We start from the raw sequence: 20692 nt of genomic DNA, 5'->3' as shown, positions 1-20692 counted from the left end.
TCCGGTAATATCGAATTGTCAAGTCATTTCGACAAAGTTAGAATCGAATCCAATCTGGAGGAAAGCGCAGATGGAACTGGAAACCGCAGCAGCGCAACTGGCCGAGCTCGGCCACCCGACCCGCCTGGCGATCTTCCGCCGCCTGGTGCGCGCCGGCCCAGACGGCGTGGCGGTCGGCGAGATCCAGCAGGCGCTGGCGGTGCCGGGCTCGACGCTGTCGCACCACCTCTCGCGCATGATGGGCGTCGGCCTGGTTCACCAGCTGCGCGACGGCCGGACCCTGTACTGTCGGCTGGACTTCGACGCCATGGAGACCTTGATCGGTTTTCTCCACAGCGAATGCTGCGCTGGCGACCGGCGCTTTGCTGCCGGTCCCCCGGCTTGACTGCGGGGCCATCCGACCGCAGGTGTTGTGCAACGGACAGCGAATCACAGGGAATCACGGCCATGAACGATCAGGATTACGTCCCGCCTGAAATCTGGCGCTGGGAACCGGACGACAACAGTGGACAGTTCGCCAGCATCAACCGGCCGACTGCCGGCGCACAGTACGAGCAGGATCTGCCGGTCGGCGGGCATCCCCATCAGCTCTATTCGCTGGCCACGCCCAACGGGGTGAAGGCGGCCATCATGTTCGAGGAGCTGCTCGAGCGGGGCATCGAGGCGGCCGAATACGATGCCTGGCTGATCAATATCGGCGAAGGCGAGCAGTTTTCCTCGGGTTTTGTCAGGGCCAACCCGAACTCCAAGATCCCGGCGCTGGTCGATCTCAGCGTGACACCGTCCCTGCGCGTGTTCGAATCGGGCGCCATCGTGCTCTACCTGGCCGAAAAGTTCAGCACGCTGCTGCCGAGCGACCGTCACCGGCGCACCGAATGCCTCAATTGGGTGTTCTGGCAGATGGGCGCGACCCCGTACCTGGGCGGGGGCTTCGGTCACTTCTACAACTACGCGCCGGTCAAGATCAGGTACGCCATTGACCGCTACACCATGGAAACCAAGCGTCAGCTGGACGTGCTCGATCGTCAGCTTGCCGAACGTGACTACATCGCCGGCGACGACTACACCATCGCCGACATCGTCATCTGGCCGTGGTACGGACAGCTCGCGCTCGGGCGCGTCTATGATGCCGCTGAGTTCCTGCAGACCCATCAATACGAGAACCTGATGCGCTGGGCCCGAACGATCGATGAGCGCCCGGCGGTGCGGCGCGGCCGGATGGTCAACCGCACCTTCGGCAGGCCCGAGACGCAGCTGCACGAACGCCACGACCCCAGCGACTTCGAGCTGCGCACGCAAGACAAAATCGGGCCACCGGACAATGACGACTGAGCGGCGGCCGCTCAGTCGCAGTCGATCAGGGCCTGCAGCTGCTTTCGCAATTCCCCGGCCGCCGGCCTCGCCTGTTCGAGAATGGCATCGACGCGATCGAAATGCAGCATGCGGATGCCGGTCAGCTCGGGCTTGATGTAAATGTCGACCGAGTGCCTTTGCAGGCTGCCGCGCAGAATGGACTGCTGCATGATTTCGAAGCTGGAAAACAGCAGATCAGTCACATCGGGTCGACCTTCGGTCTCGCGCTGCCGGGCACCGGTCACGTCGATGGCAACGACCAGGTCATGGCCTTCGAGCAGGTCGACCGGCAGCGGGTTCGACGTACCGCCGTCAATCAGCAGCTTGTCGTCCAGCTTGACCGGCGCGAACAGGCCCGGCACGGCCATGCTGGCCTGGACCGCCCTGAGCAGATCGCCCTCTTCGAAGACATGGCTTTGACCGGTCCAGAAGTCGGTGGCGACCAGGTAGAGCGGCAGGCGCAGCTGATCGAAGCTGCGCGCCTCCATGCGTGAGGCAATGAAATCGATGAAGCGATCCGAGTCGATAAAGCTGCCGTTTGCCAGATCGATCTCGACCAGGTCGCTCAGGCCCGGCGGCCCGTTGTCGCCGATCAGCCCGGATAGCGGATCGAGCGCTGATCCACCGAAATCCCGAAAAACCTGCTCGATTTCATCGGCGCTCAGACCCGCCGCATACAGCGCCCCCATGATGGCGCCGATACTCGTTCCGGCGATCGCCTCGGGACGAATCCCGAGCTCGTCGAACACGCCCAGGACGGCGATGTGGGCCAGGCCCGCAGCGCCGCCTGAACCCAAAGCCAGCGCGACGCCCGGCGGCCGGCATTCATCGGCACGCGCCGTCCAGACGGCCAGCAACAGCACCACTGTCAGCAGGCCTTGCCGCCCGATGCCCATGCTCGATCCAATGTCTGGCCCGGACTGCCGGGCCGTCCTTTGGCGGGTCCGCCTGACGACAGCCGCAATCAGGTCTGATCGTCGACGGTGGCCTCTGCCGAAGACCGGGCCACGCTCCCGGTGCCGCTGCGGCAGCCCGACTCCGAAGCATAGGTCTGGCTGGTGCCGATGGTCTGACCGTTGGCGGCCAGCAGCCTGAATGTCCACTTGCCGGTCGGCGTCTTGTTGATTTCGAAACGCTTCGGATTCTGCGAGTTCTTCCTGACCGATTCGACCCCGTTCATGCAGCTTGCCTTCTTGGCGTAACCCTCACTGCCGAGAATATTCTGGCCGTTGGAGGCCTTGAGCCGAAAGCGGAATTCACCGGCCTTGTCTTTGTAGATTTCGAACTTGCCAGCCATGTTGTCACCTATTGCAATAAGTCGGTGCGGTCGGACCACCTCCGTCCGCCGTCGCCATTATGCGCCCAACAACCCGGCCATGGTCAAGCCGGGCCGGCATCTTCCGGCAACGTCGCGGGCCGTTTCTGGAGCGCTCATGCAAGCGGGCTGTGAACAGGGCCTGCACTGCAAGTCACCCAGGGCCTTCCATATCGCTATCGATCCGCACAACTCTTTTCCGGGGCGCAGCGACAAGGGCTCCGGATCCGCCGCAGGCGCAATCAGATGTGCATTTGCGCTGGGAGTTTGCAGTCGCTCGTGGCAGTATCGGTGTGCGGTGCACTGGCTTCGCTGTGCCGATCATCCGCCGATTGCCGCGAGCGGATCAGCCGGCAAGGCAAGCGTGCGTGTGCCGCTTGGGCAAGGGGTCAACGAGATGCGGTGATCAGACAGCACCGCGGGAGGAGACTGAACGCCATGGCCACCTTCAAACCACCCTACTATCCGATCATCTACGTGCGCGGCTTTGCGATGACCCGGAACGAAATCGAATCGACCGCAGCCACTCCGTACATGGGTTTCAATCTCGGCGCAACAAAGGCGCGCCAGCTGTGGACCGGCGAGGTCCGGCGACACTATTTCGAGTCGCCACTGATCCGTCTGATGAAAGACCACCACTACCAGGATGCCTATCTTCAGGGTCAGCTGCGCCAGGATAACCTGCCGGCCCGAACCGTTTTCATCCACCGCTATTACGACGAGGCGGATCATGATTTCGGCAGCGGCCGGCGCCCGTCGATTCTCGAAGCCGCCCACAGCCTGCGCCAGCTGATTGCCGATGCACGTCAGGCGATCTGCGGCAACGACGCGGGTGCCCGCCGCGAGTTTCGGGTTCATCTGGTCGCGCACTCGATGGGCGGACTGATCTGTCGCACGTTGCTGCAGAATGAAGCGCTGCGCGACAGCGCCGAAGCCGGCTGCGTCGACAAGGTGTTCACCTACGCCACGCCGCACAACGGCATCGAAATGGCCGGCTTCAACGTGCCCCGTTTTCTCGGCATCTGGGACATCAACAACTTCAACCGCCGCAACATGGCCGAGGATCTGAGTCTCGGCCGGCACGACAACGTCGCGACGCTGGACGGCCACTTCGACCCGAACCGCTTCTTCTGCCTGATCGGAACCAACCATCGCGACTACGATGTCGCCTTCGGGCTGTCGGCGAAGGGCGCCGGAGAGATGAGCGACGGCCTGGTCCGGATCACCCACGCGGCGGTCCGTCATGCACCGCGCGCCTACGTTCACCGGGCCCACAGCGGTCCGTTCGGCATCGTCAACTCCGAAGAGGGCTACCAGAATCTCACGCGGTTCCTGTTCGGCGACGTGCGCGCCGACGCCATCCTCGAGCTTGACCGCCTCCCCCTGCCACCATCGGTGCAGCGCGCCATGGGCGCCGGCAGGCAGGTGCGCGCCTCTTACTGGTTCGAGGCCAGTGTCGCTCCGCGCCCGGCCGAAGGAGACGACAACAGCTACTACCTGACCGAGCGACGCAAGACAAACTACTCGGCCGTGCTGCGAAGATACGACGAGATGATGCAACCCGACCGGGCCGGGCTCGACGAACCGCGCTGGCCCTACCTGTTCTCGGTCTTTCTCGACACCGGGCGCATCGTGCGCGGCAGCACCCTGGTGTTTACCGTCGAGCTGACCGTCAGCGCCACCGAATACGAAATCGACGGTTTTCTGTTTTTCGACCGGACCATCCCGGGCGAACACCTCTATCGCGACACGCTGTGCATTCGCGCCACCCAGGGCAACGACGGCTGGCGCGTGCGCTGCAACCATACCGACGAGGAATGGGGCGAGAAGCGCGGCAGCGAGGCCGAAGCCGTCGACGGCGGCTACCGCATTGCCCTGTCGAACAGAAAGGGGTTCAGCGGCAGCCTGCTGATCAGGTTACATAACCAGGAACCCCCTCAATGACGTTCTCGAGTTTCGCCCGGCTCAGGCCGATGCCTCCAATGACCCTGTGATGGCCGTTGGGCTCACTGGATGACCGGATGGTCCCGGCCTAATCGTGTCTGGCCGGCGGCTTGTACGCACTGGTCAGTCAGTCCCCTACCCTGGATCTGCCGTTGATCGCCGTTGCGTTCGAACGGATGCAATTGAGCGCGGTAACCGGCGGGCGTCTTTGCTGACCGTAGCGGTCCTGCTGTTGCTGATCTTTCTTGGCTACTACACCCAGGCATACATTGCCGAAACGCTGGGCTGGCCGATCGCCCTGATCGGCTGTGGCAACCGCAAACCGGGCTGTCAGGATTCCGGTTGGTCGAAATCGTCGCCGAAGATGCGGTCGAAGCCGCCATCGATGACGCCAAGCTCGACATCAACATCGCTATCGGCAATCGTCACTTCGCTGCCGTCGGTGCGACCGTCTGCCCGGCGCAGTGTGCCGACATCGGAATCCGTGTCGCCGACCGCCTCCGGTGCGCGTGCGCGGCGTGAGCTGGTGAGCGCGACCGGCACGAACACCGGCGAGACTTCTGGTGCCAGAGTGTAGGTACCGGCCGGCAGTGCGGTGGTCTGGAAGCGCCCGGTGTTGGGGTTGACCCGGTAGCGACCCACGAAATCGCCGCTAGTGGGCCATGCGGCCGCGGATGACCGGACCGGCGGTCACACGCAGTTCGAACGGACCGGCGTCGGCGCTGCCGTCGAGACTGATCAGGCTGCCGGCGGACAGATCGCACAGGGCCTCGGAGCAGTGACCGGCCGCGCCGTAAACGCGGTCGAAATAGGCATGACTGAAGCCGAAATGTCCCGGCCCGAGCTGGGCCGACACGGCGTGCGCAAGCGGTAGTTACCGGACGGAAAGACGCCCAGCTCGAATTCGCCGGCACCGTCGGTCAGTGCGCCGGTCACATACCGGCCCGAGGCATCGAACAGTTTGACGATGGCATGCTCGATCGGATCGCTGGTGGCGTCAACGACCACGCTGCCGGAAATCAACCTGCCGGTCTGCAGCCGCACCGTCACTGACGACGTTGCCCCGGCCGTCACGGAAATCGGCGTGACGGCGCCGAGATTGCAGATGACGCCGCTGCAGGGTTGATCCGGCGCGAGGGCGTCACTGTAGCCGGGCAGATGGAATTCGCCGCCGAAATTGTCCTGACCGATGCCGCGCCCCAACCACTCGTTCCAGGTGCGCAGGTAGTAGTCACCCGGCGGCAGGCCGGAGGACGGGCGGATGACGATGGCGCCGGAATCCTCGATGATTGGGCCGCCGCCGATGACCTGGCCGGAGGCGTCGATGATGTCGTAGATCTGCTGGCCGCCGCCGGCCGCCACCGGCACGGTACCGGTAGCGTCATCGACGATCGTGCCTTCGATCTGGCCGCCGAGCGTCAGCGAAAAGCTGCCAGCGTTCAGCGTGGCACCGGGTGCCACTGTAAGCGCGCTGCCCCGGGCCCGTGCGCAGCCGCCGAACGGGCAGGGCAGGCCGTTGTGCAATTGCCGCACATGGGGGCTGAGTGAGGTGACCGGTCCGAGTTCGACGAAATAGCTGCCGCCGGCCAGGCCCGGGAATGCCCAGCCGGTATCCGACGCGGACAGCAGCACGCGCTGATCGAGCATTAGCCCGGCGGCATCCCAGAGCCGGACGATCCGGTTGACCGGATCGGCCGTCAGCGTGCCGGAAATGGTGGCGCCAGGCTGCAGATCGAAATCGATTCCGGTCGTCACGCCACCGGCGGCGACGCCGACCGTATCGGTATCGAGAATGGGGCAGCGGCGATGCTGGCAGAGCCGGTCGTTCCAGGCCTCGATGACCCAGTTGCCGGCGCTGCTGTCAGGTATGGCGTGGACATGCCAGTTGCCCGGAGCCAGGGCCAGCGGGATCTCGTAGGCGCCAGCAGCATCGCTTATGCCGTGAAAATGAACCGAATAGGCATAGGCGTTCAGCGCCAACGGCTCAATCGTCGCTCCCGGCAGCGGATCACCCGAGCCGGCCTCGGTAATGGTCCCGGCAATGCGGCCGCCGGCTGTCAGCGCCAGATCGATGCCGCTCAGGCTGTCACCGGGAGCGAGGACCTTCTCGCCGCCTGCGCTACCGTGGTAACAGCCGAAGAAACAGTCCGGCGTAGCGATGGCGCCATAGCGCGCGGGCGCGTGATCAGGTCCGGCGGCCTCGATCAGCACGGTGCGCGTGCTGCCCGAATCGACCGGTATGCTGAGGCTGTAGGCGCCCGCGGAATCGGCCAGCGCCTCGTCGACGACCTGGTTTTGGTCAATGTTGAAGGCGACAACCGTGACGCCGCTGATGGCCGTGCCGATTCCGGCCTCGGTGATCGTGCCACTGACGGTGGCCGGGATCGGGCCCGCATTGGCGGGGATTGCCCAGCAGGCCAGTGCCGCGAGGGGGACCAAGAGTTGCAATGACTTCGCGCCGATTAGACTGCGCATGCTCGAACGCCTCTGAATCTTCGATCATGGAAACTTCAATGGGCTCTTTTTCGGTAAACGAAATGCAGGCAGCAATGGTGACATCGAGCGGCTGACCGGACAGGGCGCATGATCACCGTCTACGTCGATCACGGAACGACCAACCTGCGCGGTCGGGGCACTGCCGCCGCTGAACGTCGACGAGCGGACCGTCCAAGGCAATGAACCGCCATTGGCCAGCCGCGAGAGCAGGTACCTGGTCGGTCGCCAGCCGCGTGTCCGGCTGGTAGCCGAGGCTACGCCCAATGTCGCCGTCGAGTCGGGCCATCCCGATCAGTCCGATGCTGCCGGCCGCGCATTGACCCGGCAATTCATGCATTTGGCTGCCGGGTCAATACAACCCGTCAAGCGGCCTCTCGGCCCTGCCGGGCCTGCTTGATCCGGTCGTAGGCGCCGCGCACCTGGCGCACGCGCTCTTTCGCCATCTTGCGCATGCCGTCGGGCAGACCCTGGCTGGCCAGCTTGTCGGGGTGGTATCGGCTCATCAGGCGGCGGTAGGCCTTCTTGACCTCGGCATCACTCGCCGACGGTTTCACGCCCAGGGTTGCGTAGGCATCATCCAGCGAGGATGGGGCGTGACCGCCGGCATCCTGCCCCGGTGCCGCTCCCGCCGCCCCGCTCAGCATCGCTTCCAGGCGATTGACATCTGCCTCGGCAAGCCCCAGGAGTCGCGCCACCCGGCGCAGCAGGCGACGTTCTGCATCGTGCAGCAGGCCGTCGGCGGCGATTGCGGAGAACTGGATCTGCAGGAACAGCTGAAGAAGTGCCGGATTGCTGCGAACGACGCTGCGCAGGCGCTCGATCTCCGCTGCAAGGTCGAAACCAGGCGCCTTGCCGCGATTGAATGCAGCCCGGGCTACCTTGCGCTGGTCCGGCGACAAGCCGAGCTGCCCGAAGAAATGCTCGGCGACGCGGATTTCGTCCCGGGAGACGCGACCGTCGGCCTTGCACAGCGCCCCCATGACCGCAAAAGTCGACACCAGGAACTGCTTCTCGATGACGCCCCGGCCATGCGGCAACAACACCCGCAGCATCAACACGCCGATGCCGTACCCGACCGCGGCACCCGCGAACAAGCCACTGACCCCGCCCGCGAACAACCCGACCAGACCGCCAATGACAACAAACAGTCCCATGCGGCTCATGATACTAGTGGTCCTTCAACCTGATAGTTTAGGGTTCAGCGTTCCTGTAGCGCTCCACTGCAAGGCGCGCCGCGCAGGGAATGGCCGTAGCCCTTGCCAAGCGGCGGAACGCAGCAGCGGAGCGCTACAGGAGCGCCCGAAGGGTTGGCCTGTCAGCGTCCATGGCTGCGTTCCGGCTCTTGTAAAGGGCTATGGCCATTCACTGCGAGCCGCGCCTTGCCCTGAACGCTGACAGACCAACTGAACCCTAAATTATCAGGTTGAAGGACCACTAGGAAAAGGATGAATCCTCATTGCGAGACCCTGAGGCGTGTGCCCCAAAGGCACGAATGCAAGGGCCAGGAACGGGCCCGTGTCGAGCTGGCCAGGCGGCGCGGGCAGGCGTATTCAGGGGCTTGACCCCGGGCCGTGCGGGTGGCTAGTCTCTGAGACATCGCCTCAGGAGCAGGTCATGGTGGCTAAAGACACCATCGCACAGTTGCTCAGGGCCGCCGATATCGAGGTCGACGGCGAGCGGCCCTGGGATCTGCAGGTCCACGACGAGCGCTTGTTCAGGCGCGTGCTGGCTGACGGCTCGCTCGGCGCCGGCGAGTCCTATGTGGATGGCTGGTGGGATGCGAAACGACTCGACCAGTTCTTCGTCCGCATTCAGCGCGCCCGGCTCGACCGCAAGATGCGCGCCCCGTCGACGTTGTTCAGGCTCCTGCCTGGCCGGCTGATCAACCGGCAGAACCCCCGCCGCTCGCGCCGGGTCGCCGACCAGCACTACGACTTGCCCGTCCGGCTCTACGAGGCCATGCTCGGACCGACCATGCAGTACACCTGCGCCTACTACGGCGCCGACGGTCAGCAGGCCGAAACGCTTGACCGGGCCCAGCACAACAAGATGGCGCTGGTGGCCGGCAAACTGCATCTCGAGCCGGGTACGCAGGTGCTCGAACTCGGCGGCGGGTTTGGCGAGCTGGCGCGGTATCTGGCCGCAGAGCACGGCTGCAGGGTGGTCAGCTACAACATCAGCCGCCGCCAGGTCGAGTATGCACGCCGACTGTGCGAGGGCCTGCCCGTCGACGTTCGTCTGGAGGACTACCGGGAAGCGGCGAATCTGTCCGAGCGATTCGACCGCGTTGTCAGCGTCGGGCTCATGGAGCATGTCGGCCCGCTAAACTACCGCGGCTTTTTCGAGATCGTGAAAGCGCGCCTGAGGGCTGGCGGTCTGGCGCTGGTCCATACCATAGGCGGTAACAGGAGCCGCCAGGCGGCGGACCCCTGGATCAGCAAGTACATCTTCCCCGGCGGCGTGATTCCCTCCGAGGCGCAGCTTGCGCAGGCCAGGGAAGGCCTGTTCGTGCTCGAGGACTGGCACAACTTCGGCCCCGACTACGACCGCACGCTGATGGCCTGGGAGAAGAATTTCCTGGCGGCCTGGCCGACGCTGTCGGTGCGTGAAGGTCTTGACGAACGCTTCTGCAGGATGTGGCGCTACTACCTCAACTGTTCAGCCGGCGCCTTTCGCGCGCGCGCACTTAACCTATGGCAGATGGTGCTCAGCCGCGGCGATATAGCACGCTACGTGCCGGTGCGCTGAGACCATGAGCAACGCCGACTGGACCGCACACCGCGCGCGCGTCGACGCGCTGGCTGAAACGCTGACCGATTCCGACGGCCCGGTTCGTCTGAAAAAGGCTACCAGCAACCTGTTCCGCGCACGGGAGCCGGCCCGGCGCGTCGAACTCGATGTGGCATCGCTCGAACATGTCATCGCCATCGACCCGGACGCGCGAGTCGCCGATGTCGAGGGCATGACCCCTTACGCCGGCCTGGTCGACGCTGCCCTGCCGCACGGTCTGGCGCCGGCCATCGTGCCGGAACTGAAAAGCATCACCGTGGGCGGCGCCATGACCGGGCTGGGTATTGAATCGAGCGCCTTTCGCTACGGCCTGGTGCACCACACCATCCGCGAAATGGACGTGCTGGTGGCCGATGGCCGTGTGCTGACCTGCTCGCCGGAACAGCATCCTGAGCTGTTCTTCGGTTTCCCCAACAGTTTCGGCAGCCTGGGCTATGCCATGCGGCTGCGCGTCGGGCTGATTCCTGTCAAGCCGTACGTACGCCTTGAACATCTCGCCTTCACCGATCCGGAAGCGCTGTTTGCCGCCATCGAGCAGGAATGCAGGCGCCCGAACTGCGACTATCTGGATGGCGTGTACTTCGCGCCAGGCGTATTCATACTGACCCGTGCGCACCTGATTGAATCGCTGCCGGCAGGCACCGAGCCGAGCGACTACACCTGGATGAAGCAGTACTGGAAAAGCCTGCGTGAAAGGGACCGGGATCATCTCACGGTCCACGACTATCTCTGGCGCTGGGATACCGACTGGTTCTGGTGCAGCAAGAACCTCGGCATGAATTTCGGACCGCTGCGATGGATCATGGGCCGGGAGCGACTCAACAGCATCACCTATCAGAAGATCATGCGCGCCAGCCACCGCTGGCCGCTGAGTCTGCTGCAATACCTGCGCCCGCGCACCGAATCGGTCATCCAGGACGTTGATATCCCGATCGCCAGCGCCGCGGCCTTCCTGTCCGACTTCGACAAACACATCGGCATCCGCCCGGTCTGGATCTGCCCCTTCACCGTGCCCGACGGGCGCTTTTCCCTGTTCAAGCTGAACACTGGCACGACCTGTATCAACTTCGGCTTCTGGGAGCTGGTTCGCTCAAGCCAGCCCGACGGACATTACAACGCGCTCGTCGAGAACTTGGTGGCCAAACACGGCGGGAAAAAGAGTCTCTATTCCCGCAGCACCTACGATGAGCGGCGCTTCTGGCAGGAATATGATCGCGAAAGCTACGAATCACTCAAGCGCCGCTACGATCCTGGCATGCGATTCCCCGGGCTCTACGAAAAAGCCGTGCGTCAAGGCTAGTGGGCCATGCGGCTAATTAGGTAACACTCAGCCGTCGCACAAGCGTTGTGGGCAAGGCGCGCGAGCGCAGGACTGGCCATCGCCAATTCAAGCGAGTGCAACGCCGCCCACGGCGCTTGTGCGGCGGCCCATCGGGAGCCTCTGAACAACGGCCCGGACACGCCGGGCCGTTTGAATGATCGGCGCGCGGAGCACGCGTGCAACCACCGGTTCGGGGTCAGTCGTCGCCCGGCGTGTAGCTCAGCGAATCGATGCGGCGAAGCGTGAGGGTCCAGTACGGCTCCATTTCCGACAGCGTGTCGCCAAAGCGATCCCACATTTCCTCGGCGCCATCTTCGCCCAGCGCATCGAGCATCACGCCGTTGACGCCCTTGCGATCCTCGTCCAGCGCAGCAAAGTTCTCGAAATGGTCGACGACGAAATAGTCCGCTCCCCAGCGCTGGGTACCAACCGCACCGTACCAGGTGCCCATGTGCTCGTATTCGGCTTCCTTCAGCATCCCTGTGATTTCGCCGACCACCTCGCGAAAAGCGTCGCCGTCTTCGACCCTGAAGTTGTGCAAGCGCACGACGGTATAGTCGTCGGCTTCACCGCTCCAGTCGGACATTTTTTTCCAGAACCGGCGGTTCGCCGATGCAATGTGTGAAGTCAGTTCCGCGCCGTGTTCCGGCCAGCAGGCTTCGTCGCCAGGATCATCCGAGTCCATCTCGGCCCACATGTCCATGCGGGAGACCAGCATCATCCGGTTGGGTTCGCCGTCGACAGCACCCCAGGCCGACCATTGATTGGCGCCATCATTGTCGGCATAGCATTCCATGTAGGCCGACATGGCTTCACGGAACGCCATGCCGTGGCCGTGCTGAATACTGAGATCCATGATGGAAATCATGTAGTCATCAACCGTTTCGTGGTCATCGGCCACAGCCGGCAGACAGAACGCTGCGGCCAAGGCCGAGGCAATCAGACTCTTCTGGATTTTCATGGCGACACTCCCTGGATTAGGCGTACAGCCCGGCACCCCAATGGCGCCAGTACCAGCCCTGTCCGGCACATTCTGTGCTCAGCCAGTCAAAAATGCACTTTTTTCTTGATGGATATCACATTTTGACCGGATGGCCGTCCATGGGAATTTTCACAGACAGCGCTCAAAGGGGGCCGCAAGCGCCTGAACAATTCTGTGCGAACGCGACGAACAGGCGGGAACGCAAAAGCGAATCCTGCAAAGCGCGGCAGGCCTGATGTGGCGCTGCTGCGCGCCGTCGTGCCAGGCTGTCGGGATGCGCAGCGCGGCTGAATGCGATCTGCATGGCTGCCGGGTCAACAATGACTCGACACGCCTCGCCCAGCCCGGACATGGCCGGTTCGGTTCTCAACTTATCCGCCTCAGCGCGCCAGTGCCTGCAGCGCCGGCAAGGGCTTGCCTTCCACGTACTCCAGAAAAGCCCCTCCCGCCGTTGAGATATAGTCGATCCGATCGGCCACGTGAAACTTCTCGATCGCGGCAATCGTGTCGCCGCCGCCGGCCAGGGTGAAACCGTCGCAGGCGGCCACCGCGTGTGCAATTGCCTGGGTCCCGGAGTGGAAGGCTTCAAACTCGAACACGCCGACCGGGCCGTTCCAGATGACGGTGCCCGCGCCGCGCACGATGCCCGCCAGGTTGCCAGCAGTTTCCGGGCCGATATCGAGGATCATCTCGTCTTTGTGGACGCGGCCGACATCGCGCAGCATGGCGTGGGCATCCTGGTGGAAACGCTCGGCGGTCAGTACGTCGGTGGGCAGGGGGATGGTTGCCCCTTTCCGCTCGGCACGCCTGATCAGGTCGAGCGCGGTATCAACCAGATCCGCTTCGTAGAGCGAATTGCCGATGCGATAGCCGGCGGCGGCCAGGAACGTGTTGGCAATGCCGCCGCCAACGATGAGCTGGTCGACCTTGTCAATCAGGGCTTCGAGCACCCTGAGCTTGCCCGACACCTTGGCGCCGCCAACAATGGCAACGAATGGTCGCCTCGGGTCGGCCAGCGCCTTGTCCAGTGCCTGGATTTCTCGGGTCAGCAAGGGACCGGCAACGGCGAGTCGGGCGTGCCGGATCACGCCCTCGGTCGATGCCTGGGCGCGATGAGCGGTGGCGAAGGCGTCAAAGACCAGGACATCGACCAGCGCAGCCATCTTCCGGGCCAGCTCGTCATCGTTGGCTTTTTCGCCCTTGAGAAAGCGGACATTTTCGAGCAGGACGACCTGGCCGGGGTCGACATCCACTCCGTCGATCCAGTCGCGCACCAGATCGACGGGCTTGCCCAGCATTTCGGTGAGCTTGTCGGCCACCGCGGCCAGGGTGAATTCCTCGTCGAACTTGCCCTCTTCCGGACGGCCGAGGTGGGACATGACCATGACCGCCGCGCCGGCATCTACGGCGTGTCGGATGGTGGGCAGCGCTGCCTCGATACGCGCGGCGCTGGTCACCTGGCCGTTTCGGACAGGCACATTGAGGTCGGCACGGATGAGGACGCGTTTGTTCTGGATGTCCACCTGATCGAGGGTTTTCATTCTTGGTTTCCTGTTTGGCTTGTTGGCTTACGGGCTTGTTATGTCAGTTTAGAGAGGGGTGGGGTGTTGCTCAAGGGCGAATCGGCAATTCGACAGATCCCGTCGCGGATACGACCGCGAACTACCAAGCCGGCGCCACCAGGATCGTCCGGCCGGTAGGTCGGGGCCGCGTCCCCGACGAACGACGGTTCGAAAACCCGCATTGGGCGCGATGCGTATTCGTAATCGACCACGGCAAAACCTGTAGGTCGGGGCCGCGTCCCCGACAGACGAGGTGCGAAACCGACACACCTGTCGGAATGACCTCCAAACCGTCTCGGATGCGACCGCGAACCCGGCACGACAAGCGGCATGTCGGTCGGAATTCGGGTAGATTTCGGGTTTCTGTCGTGTTCTTTTTCCGGCCCCGGGGTGAGGATGGGGTCACTTCGAAACCACGGGATCGCCATGATCGTTCGCAAGCTCAGACTTCGTCACGGCTGGTCGCAGGACCAGCTCGCCGAGATGACCGACCTCAGTGTCCGCACCATCCAGCGGCTCGAGCGCGGGCACAAGCCGAGTCTGGAGACGGCCAAGGCATTGGCGGCGGTGTTCGAGGTGGACTGTTCAACTTTCACTTCGGAGGACAACGACATGACAGAAAGAGAAGAAGTTAAACGAGACGAGATCGAGGCCATGGAATACGCCAAGGGGGTCAAGGACTTCTACAGCGGGGTGGTGGTGTACTTCATCCTCGCGGCCTGCTTCTTCGGCATTTCGGGTTTCGGTGAGCCCCTGTTGTACTGGGTGTTCGGCGCCACCGGCTTGGGCCTGGTCGTTCAGGGTCTGATGGTGTTCGAGGTGATTCGCCTGCCCTTCCAGGACACGGAGCGACGGCTGGCGGAAAAGAAGCTGGGGCGGAAGTTGTAGGTCGGGGTTACATCCCCGACGGACGACGGTTCGGTGGCCGCCGTTGGGTGTGATGCGTGGTTGCGATGGAAAGGTGGAGCACGCGTAAGAAACCGTGGGGGTCGGATACACCTCGTCCGTCGGGGACGCGGCCCCGACCTACCCCGTAAGACGTGTGTTGTGGTTCGGTGAACCTCGTTCGTCGGGGATGTAACGCCGACCTACGTTTCCGGGGCGGACATTGGACGTTGGACACGGGCGAGAGGCGAGTGGTGGTTCAGTGGGCGTCGTCCGTCGGGGACGCGGCCCCGACCTACGTCGGATGGGTCCGTGGTCCGGAAACCGGAAACCGGAAACCGGAAACCGCGCAATGATCCCGCGTGCCGTCCCGGCGCGGAGGCCGGGACGGCATGCATTCGGGGCCGCTAGTGGGCCATGCGGCTAATGAGGTAACACTCAGCCGTCGCACAAGCGTTGTGGGCAAGGCGCGCGAGCGCAGGACTGGCCATCGCCAATTCAAGCGAGTGCAACGCAGCCCACAGCGCTTGTGCGGCGGCCCTTCGGGAGCCACTGTGCTGGCGCGACTCGGCGTTGCGTTTCTTGGAAAGGGAACAACCATTCCCTGCGAAACGCGCCTTGATTCGCACACAGCACAGTGGCTCTGAGTGTTACCTCATTAGCCGCATGGCCCACTAGGCCTGGGACAGCACCAGCGCGGTGTCGAGCATGCGGTTGGAGAAGCCCCACTCGTTGTCGTACCAGCTGAAGACCTTGACCAGGCGGCCGGAGGTCTTGGTCAGGGTGGCGTCGAAGATGGACGAGTGCGGGTCGTGGTTGAAGTCGCTCGAGACCAGCGGCTCGGTGTTATAGGCGAGGATGCCTTTCAGCTCGCCTTCACTGGCGGCCTTGAGCGCGGCGTTGATCTCGTCGACTGAAGCTTCGCGGCTGGCGATGAAGCTTAAGTCCACGACCGAGACGTTGATGGTCGGCACGCGGATCGAGTAGCCGTCAAGCTTGCCGTCGAGCTCGGGCATGACCAGGCCAACGGCCGCGGCCGCGCCGGTCTTGGTCGGGATCTGGTTCTGGGCGGCCGCGCGGGCGCGGCGCGGGTCCTTGTGATAGACGTCGGTGAGGACCTGGTCGTTGGTGTAGGAATGGATGGTGGTCATCAGGCCCGATTCGACGCCCACGGCTTCGTGGATCGGCTTGACCAGCGGGGCCAGGCAGTTGGTGGTGCAGGACGCATTCGAGGCGATGTCGTCGTCAGCCGTGAGGATATCGTGGTTGACGCCGTAGACGATCGTCGGCAGGTCCTTGCCGGCCGGGGCGGAGATCAGCACCTTGCGCGCGCCGCCTTCGAGGTGGGCCGCGGCCTTGTCCTTGCTGGCAAAAATGCCGGTGCACTCGAGCACCACGTCGACGCCCATCTCGCCCCAGGGCAGCTTGGCCGGGTCGCGCTCGGCGAGCACGCGGATCTTGTCGCCATTGACGATCATGTGGTTGCCTTCGACCGAGACCTCGCCCGGAAACCGGCCATGGGCGGTATCGCGTCGGGTCAGCAGGGCGTTGGTTTCGGCATCGGCCAGGTCGTTGATGGCGACAATCTGGATTTCGTCGGTGCGCTCGGCTTCGTAGAGCGCGCGCAGCACGTTACGGCCAATGCGGCCATAGCCGTTGATGGCAACCTTGATGGGCATAAGTGGTCTCCAAAAGTCCTGGGTTTCGGGAAATCCGGGAATTGTACTGCTACGGCAGGCGCAGAGCCAGTCGGTCAGGCCGCTGCGGACCGCGTGAAAGAAATACCACGCGCTGCCGCAGAGTCAATGGAGGTTCCGTAACTCCCGCACGGCCGATACGACGGCTTCGGTGGTGAAGCCGAACGCCGCGAACAGCTCGCCGGCCGGCGCAGAAGCGCCGAACCGGTCGATACCGATCACGCGGCCCGACCTGCCCACGATCGGGTACCAGTAGTGACTGACACCCGCCTCGATGGCCACACGGGCACTGGGTACGCGCGGAAGAACGGATTCGCGGTACTCGGCATCCTGGGCCAGGAACAGGCCGGGATTGGGCATCGAGACCACGCGCACCCCGATGTCCTCGGTGGCCAGCGCCTCGGCGGCCGCCACTGCCAGACCCACTTCCGAGCCGGACGCGATGATAACCGCCGTTGGCTGACCTTGTTCGGGATCGCGCAGCACGTAGCCGCCGCGTGCGATATTGGCCAGCTGCTCGCTGCTGCGCGGCTGGTGCGGCAGACCCTGGCGGGACAGCACCAGTGCCGTGGGCGCACGGCGACGGGCCAGCGCTGCCGCCCAGGCAGCCGCGGTTTCAACCTTGTCGGCCGGTCGCCAGACCTCGAGATTCGGAATCAGGCGCAGGCTGGCCAGGTGTTCAACAGGCTGGTGCGTCGGCCCGTCCTCGCCAAGGCCAATGGAGTCGTGTGTGTAGACGTGGATGGCGCCGGTCGGAATCAGGGCCGACATCCGCACGGCGTTGCGCGCATAGTCGGAAAACACCAGAAACGTGCCGGTGTAGGGAATAAAGCCGCCGTGGAGCGCAAGCCCGTTGGCCATCGCAGTCATGCCGAACTCGCGCACGCCGTAGTGCAGGTAGTTGCCGTTGGCCGGCGCTTCCATGACGTCAACACTGCCGGACCACCTGGTGTTGTTCGATCCGGTCAGGTCGGCAGAGCCGCCCAGGAGCTCGGGCAAGTGGCGTCCGAATGCTTCCAGGCTCAGGCCGGAAGCCTTGCGCGTCGCAACCGTGCTGTCATCGTCCTGCATGCGCGCCAGCACCCCGGACACCAGGCGGTCGAAGTGTTCCGGCAAATGATTGTTCATCCGGCGTTCGAATTCAGCGGCCTTGTCCGGGTGCGCCTGGCGGTAGGCATCCCAGACCGCCAGCCAGCTGCGCTCGGCAGCCGCGCCTTGCTCACGCGCGTCCCAACCGGCGCGGATGTTGCCGGGGATCTCGAAGGGCGCATGCGTCCAGCCGAGCCGGGACCGGGCAGCAGCAATTTCCTCGGCGCCCAGCGGCGCGCCGTGCGTATCGGCGGTGCCCTGCTTGTTCGGCGCCCCGTAACCGATGATGGTCTTACAGCAGATCAGGCTGGGTCGATCATCGACGGCTTTTGCCTGATCGATGGCCGCGGAGATCGCGTCGGGGTTGTGGCCGTCAACGTCACGCATAACGTGCCAGCCGTAGGCATCGAAACGCGCGGGCGTGTCGTCGGTGAACCAGCCATCGGTGTTCCCGTCGATCGAAATCCGATTGTCGTCGTAGAACACAACCAGCTTGCCCAGCCCCAGGGTGCCGGCCAGCGAGCAGGCCTCATGCGAGATGCCTTCCATCAGGCAGCCGTCGCCGGCAAACACCCAGGTCCGGTGATCGACCAGACTGAAGTCACCGGTATTGAATCGCGCGGCCAGCAGCTTTTCCGCCAGCGCCATGCCGACGGCATTGGCCAGGCCCTGGCCCAGCGGGCCGGTCGTGGTTTCCACGCCCGGGGCTTCACCGTACTCCGGGTGTCCCGGAGTTGGCGAATTGAGTTGACGGAAGTTCTTGAGATCCTCGATCGACAGCTCGTAGCCGCTCAGGTGCAAGACCGCATAGAGCAACATCGAACCATGGCCGTTCGACACCACGAACCGGTCACGATCCCACCACTGCGGATTGGCCGGATTGTGCTTGAGATAGTCGTTGTAGAGAACCTCGGCAATATCGGCCATGCCCATGGGCATGCCGGGATGGCCACTCTTGGCGCGCTCGACGGCATCCATGGCCAGCACGCGCACGGCGTTGGCAAGTTCGCGACGTTGGGTCATTGAGGGGGCCGTCCGATCGGTGACAGGAGCCGGTCATTTTGCCGTCGCCCACGGCTGCAGTAAAGGCCTGACCGGGCATGAAGCCGGCCATCGTCCGACCGAGTGCCGTAAGTCAACGGCAATAGCGGGAATTAATCACAAAATTTCCAATGACTTGCAGGTTACTTTGCGAGTGCAACCTTCAAAAACTTCTGGTACACTGCCAGCGTCGATAAAACTTTATCGGTTTTTTCGCATCCAAGCTGCCGGGACTGGACTGCCGACGACGCATGAAGCGACTGACACACAGCCTGATGATGAGCATCCTGCTGGCAACTGGCGCGGCGGCCCAGTCGCCGGCCGATCGCGACTGGCTGCGCTCACCGGAAACAGCCGAGCAGGCACCGGCGGTGCTGTCACTCGACGCCGGCCGCGACGAGCTCGGGCTGCCTGGCAACCGCCCACGGCTGGCCGTGAATTTGTCGATGGGCAGTGCTGATCAATCTTCAGCCGAGCGCAGCGCCTTCTCCTGGTCGCTGGAAACCTGGCAGCTCAACACCGCCAGCCTGGCCCACATTCAGTGCAGTCGCGGCACGCTGACGGTTAACGCTTATCTCGCGGAAGACTGCCGCTTCGTTGACCAGCCGCTGCCGCATGACTCGATCAACCTGGTCAAGGTCCGCGGCGACTGGATGCCTCGTCCGGGACTGCAGCTGGGCATCGGGGCATTTCGTTCCGGGGATCCGGACCGATCCAGCCATCTGGCCTGGCAGCCGGATTTTGAAGCCCGTCCGCTCGATCCGGGCCTGACGACCGGCGACTTTCTGTCACAGGCGGTCGAAGGGCTGGACGTCAACGTCAGTTTCGGCATCCGCACCGATCGCGTCGGGGATTTTCTCGTCGGGCTGCAGTTGGCCCGCTACCGGCAGCTGGCCGGTTTGTCCGAACTCGATGGGCTACCGCCCCTGCCCGGTCAGGCGCTGTTGCACGGCGATCGCTACGGCAGCAGCGCCCAGCTCATGCTGGGCTGGCGCCGCGGCAGCTTCAGCGGCGAAATGCTCGGCCGCCATCAGCAAACACCGGTTTGGCTGAGCGGCGAGCCAACCGAAACGACCTTCAACTCCTTTGACCTGGAGTTCTCCTGGCATGCGCCACGCAACGGCTCGCTATCGATCGGTGTGAGCAATATCATGGATGCAGCACCGCGCGCCGACGAACCAGCCGCTGCATCAGGGCTTGAAGATCCGCTCGAAAACGTCTACGGTCGCATTCCTTACGTTCGCTACAAGCAGGATCTGTAGCCGCCCAACCATCATCGGCCTGATTTCAAGCAAGCCTTCGGGGAATGACTGCATGCCCGTCAAGAATCTTTTTTGTGTTCGCGCTGCCGCACTGATCGCCGCCCTCACCGTGTGCGGCGCCCTTTACGCTGACCAGCCGTTCTCCTCGCTCGAGGAGCGCATGACCGCCCGGGAATTTCGTGAAGCCGGGCTCGACAAGCTCAGCCCGGAGGAGCTGGCCGCTCTCAATCGCTGGATCCGGGAGCGATCACTGGCTGAGGGTGAAGCCGTCGAGCTGCGGCGACAGCAAGCCGGTCCGGCCGGCGATCGGCGCGGGTTCGATGACGGCGACCGCAGCACGATTCGCAGCCGCATCAAGGGCCCGTTCACCGGCTGGACCGGGGAAACCGAGTTCCACCTCGAAAACGGCATGGTCTGGCGACAGGCCCAGGGCGGCGTACACGACGTGCCGGAGATGCAGAACCCGGCGGTTGAAATCCGGCCCGGCATGTTTGGCTCCTGGCAGCTGATCGTGGAGGGCTACAATCGTCGCGTGCGCGTTGAACGCATCAAATAGCGACGGCGTCGGGCGCTCACGGCCGCTTCCGGATTCAGCCCGGCCGGTTGCGCCTGAGCCGCAGCCAGAACAGCCAGACGCGCGCGGCGAGATAGACAGCGACACCCAGCGAAACCAGCCCAACGGCGACCGGCGGCGGCGGTAATGCCCAGCCGGCCGGCTCAGCCAGCCACCACCAGATCGCCCCGACGACCAGCAATGTCATGCCAAAGTAGGTGATGTTGGAGGCGCGGTAAACCTGGCGTCGCCAGTAGCGCCGGGCGATTCGGTCGACGTCTTCCTGGCTCAACTCGCCCATGGCCAGGCCGCAGTGAGGGCAGGCCTTGACCTGATTGGAGATGCGGCGGCTGCAGCCCGGGCAGTGGATGATGGCCATGCCCCAAAGGGTAGCGCAAGACG

The 20692-nt window shown here is 64.0% G+C and carries 18 protein-coding genes; 8 read left to right on the top strand and 10 right to left on the bottom strand.

What is annotated here, in order from left to right; genetic code table 11:
- The first annotated feature begins 70 nt into the window (after positions 1-70).
- Positions 71-385 (top strand): helix-turn-helix transcriptional regulator, encoded by a 315-nt coding sequence (locus tag HND55_01970; protein ID QKK01523.1) that lies wholly within the window; start codon positions 71-73, stop codon positions 383-385.
- Positions 386-447: 62 nt separating this feature from the next.
- Positions 448-1332, top strand: coding sequence for a glutathione-dependent disulfide-bond oxidoreductase (gene yghU / locus HND55_01965; protein ID QKK01522.1), 885 nt, complete (start codon positions 448-450; stop codon positions 1330-1332).
- A gap of 11 nt (positions 1333-1343) precedes the next feature.
- On the opposite strand, the gene HND55_01960 is transcribed toward yghU, so the two are convergent.
- Complete coding sequence (locus HND55_01960; GenBank protein QKK01521.1) at positions 1344-2249, bottom strand: patatin-like phospholipase family protein; 906 nt, start codon at positions 2247-2249, stop codon at positions 1344-1346.
- A 68-nt stretch (positions 2250-2317) separates the two neighbouring features.
- Positions 2318-2650 (bottom strand): YegP family protein, encoded by a 333-nt coding sequence (locus HND55_01955; protein ID QKK01520.1) that lies wholly within the window; start codon positions 2648-2650, stop codon positions 2318-2320.
- 456 nt (positions 2651-3106) lie between these two features.
- Between HND55_01955 and HND55_01950 the strand changes: the two genes are divergently transcribed.
- On the top strand, positions 3107-4612 hold the full coding sequence (locus tag HND55_01950; protein ID QKK01519.1) for a hypothetical protein: 1506 nt from the start codon (positions 3107-3109) through the stop codon (positions 4610-4612).
- Between the two features lie 330 nt (positions 4613-4942).
- Here HND55_01950 and HND55_01945 read toward each other — a convergent pair whose 3' ends face one another.
- From HND55_01945 to djlA, 3 genes are all read right to left on the bottom strand, one after another.
- Positions 4943-5254, bottom strand: a complete 312-nt coding sequence (locus HND55_01945; GenBank protein QKK01518.1) for a hypothetical protein — start codon at positions 5252-5254, stop codon at positions 4943-4945.
- 96 nt (positions 5255-5350) lie between these two features.
- Positions 5351-7060 carry a carboxypeptidase regulatory-like domain-containing protein gene (locus HND55_01940; GenBank protein ID QKK01517.1) on the bottom strand — a complete coding sequence of 570 codons (1710 nt, stop codon included), beginning with the start codon at positions 7058-7060 and terminating at the stop codon, positions 5351-5353.
- 410 nt (positions 7061-7470) lie between these two features.
- The gene (gene djlA / locus HND55_01935) at positions 7471-8262 is read right to left on the bottom strand and encodes a co-chaperone DjlA (protein QKK03952.1); all 792 of its coding nucleotides are present in this window, start codon (positions 8260-8262) and stop codon (positions 7471-7473) included.
- 460 nt (positions 8263-8722) lie between these two features.
- Here djlA and cfa point away from each other — a divergent pair, with 460 nt between their 5' ends.
- A complete protein-coding gene (gene cfa, locus HND55_01930) occupies positions 8723-9856 on the top strand; it encodes a cyclopropane fatty acyl phospholipid synthase (GenBank protein ID QKK01516.1) in 1134 nt (377 codons plus the stop codon).
- 4 nt (positions 9857-9860) lie between these two features.
- Entirely contained in the window at positions 9861-11198 is a 1338-nt protein-coding gene (locus HND55_01925) for an FAD-binding oxidoreductase (protein ID QKK01515.1), read from the top strand.
- A 217-nt stretch (positions 11199-11415) separates the two neighbouring features.
- On the opposite strand, the gene HND55_01920 is transcribed toward HND55_01925, so the two are convergent.
- Both HND55_01920 and HND55_01915 read right to left on the bottom strand, forming a co-directional pair.
- Positions 11416-12180 (bottom strand): hypothetical protein, encoded by a 765-nt coding sequence (locus HND55_01920; protein QKK01514.1) that lies wholly within the window; start codon positions 12178-12180, stop codon positions 11416-11418.
- A gap of 401 nt (positions 12181-12581) precedes the next feature.
- Positions 12582-13742, bottom strand: a complete 1161-nt coding sequence (locus HND55_01915) for a phosphoglycerate kinase (protein ID QKK01513.1) — start codon at positions 13740-13742, stop codon at positions 12582-12584.
- 447 nt (positions 13743-14189) lie between these two features.
- On the opposite strand from HND55_01915, the gene HND55_01910 reads away from it, so the two are divergent.
- Positions 14190-14651 carry a helix-turn-helix domain-containing protein gene (locus HND55_01910; GenBank protein QKK03951.1) on the top strand — a complete coding sequence of 154 codons (462 nt, stop codon included), beginning with the start codon at positions 14190-14192 and terminating at the stop codon, positions 14649-14651.
- A 671-nt stretch (positions 14652-15322) separates the two neighbouring features.
- On the opposite strand, the gene gap is transcribed toward HND55_01910, so the two are convergent.
- On the bottom strand, positions 15323-16327 hold the full coding sequence (gene gap, locus HND55_01905; protein ID QKK01512.1) for a type I glyceraldehyde-3-phosphate dehydrogenase: 1005 nt from the start codon (positions 16325-16327) through the stop codon (positions 15323-15325).
- Positions 16328-16450: 123 nt separating this feature from the next.
- Positions 16451-18457 (bottom strand): transketolase, encoded by a 2007-nt coding sequence (gene tkt, locus HND55_01900; protein ID QKK01511.1) that lies wholly within the window; start codon positions 18455-18457, stop codon positions 16451-16453.
- Positions 18458-18726: 269 nt separating this feature from the next.
- Here tkt and HND55_01895 point away from each other — a divergent pair, with 269 nt between their 5' ends.
- Both HND55_01895 and HND55_01890 read left to right on the top strand, forming a co-directional pair.
- A complete protein-coding gene (locus HND55_01895; GenBank protein ID QKK01510.1) occupies positions 18727-19737 on the top strand; it encodes a hypothetical protein in 1011 nt (336 codons plus the stop codon).
- A gap of 52 nt (positions 19738-19789) precedes the next feature.
- The gene (locus HND55_01890; protein ID QKK01509.1) at positions 19790-20293 is read left to right on the top strand and encodes a hypothetical protein; all 504 of its coding nucleotides are present in this window, start codon (positions 19790-19792) and stop codon (positions 20291-20293) included.
- Positions 20294-20327: 34 nt separating this feature from the next.
- On the opposite strand, the gene HND55_01885 is transcribed toward HND55_01890, so the two are convergent.
- The gene (locus HND55_01885; GenBank protein QKK01508.1) at positions 20328-20669 is read right to left on the bottom strand and encodes a zinc ribbon domain-containing protein; all 342 of its coding nucleotides are present in this window, start codon (positions 20667-20669) and stop codon (positions 20328-20330) included.
- Positions 20670-20692 lie beyond the last annotated feature (23 nt).

The organism is Pseudomonadota bacterium, from assembly GCA_013285445.1.
Lineage (GTDB): Bacteria > Pseudomonadota > Gammaproteobacteria > Xanthomonadales > Wenzhouxiangellaceae > Wenzhouxiangella.
The sequence above is the reverse complement of the archived record's forward strand: the minus strand, read 5'-3'. Positions and strand labels throughout refer to the sequence as shown.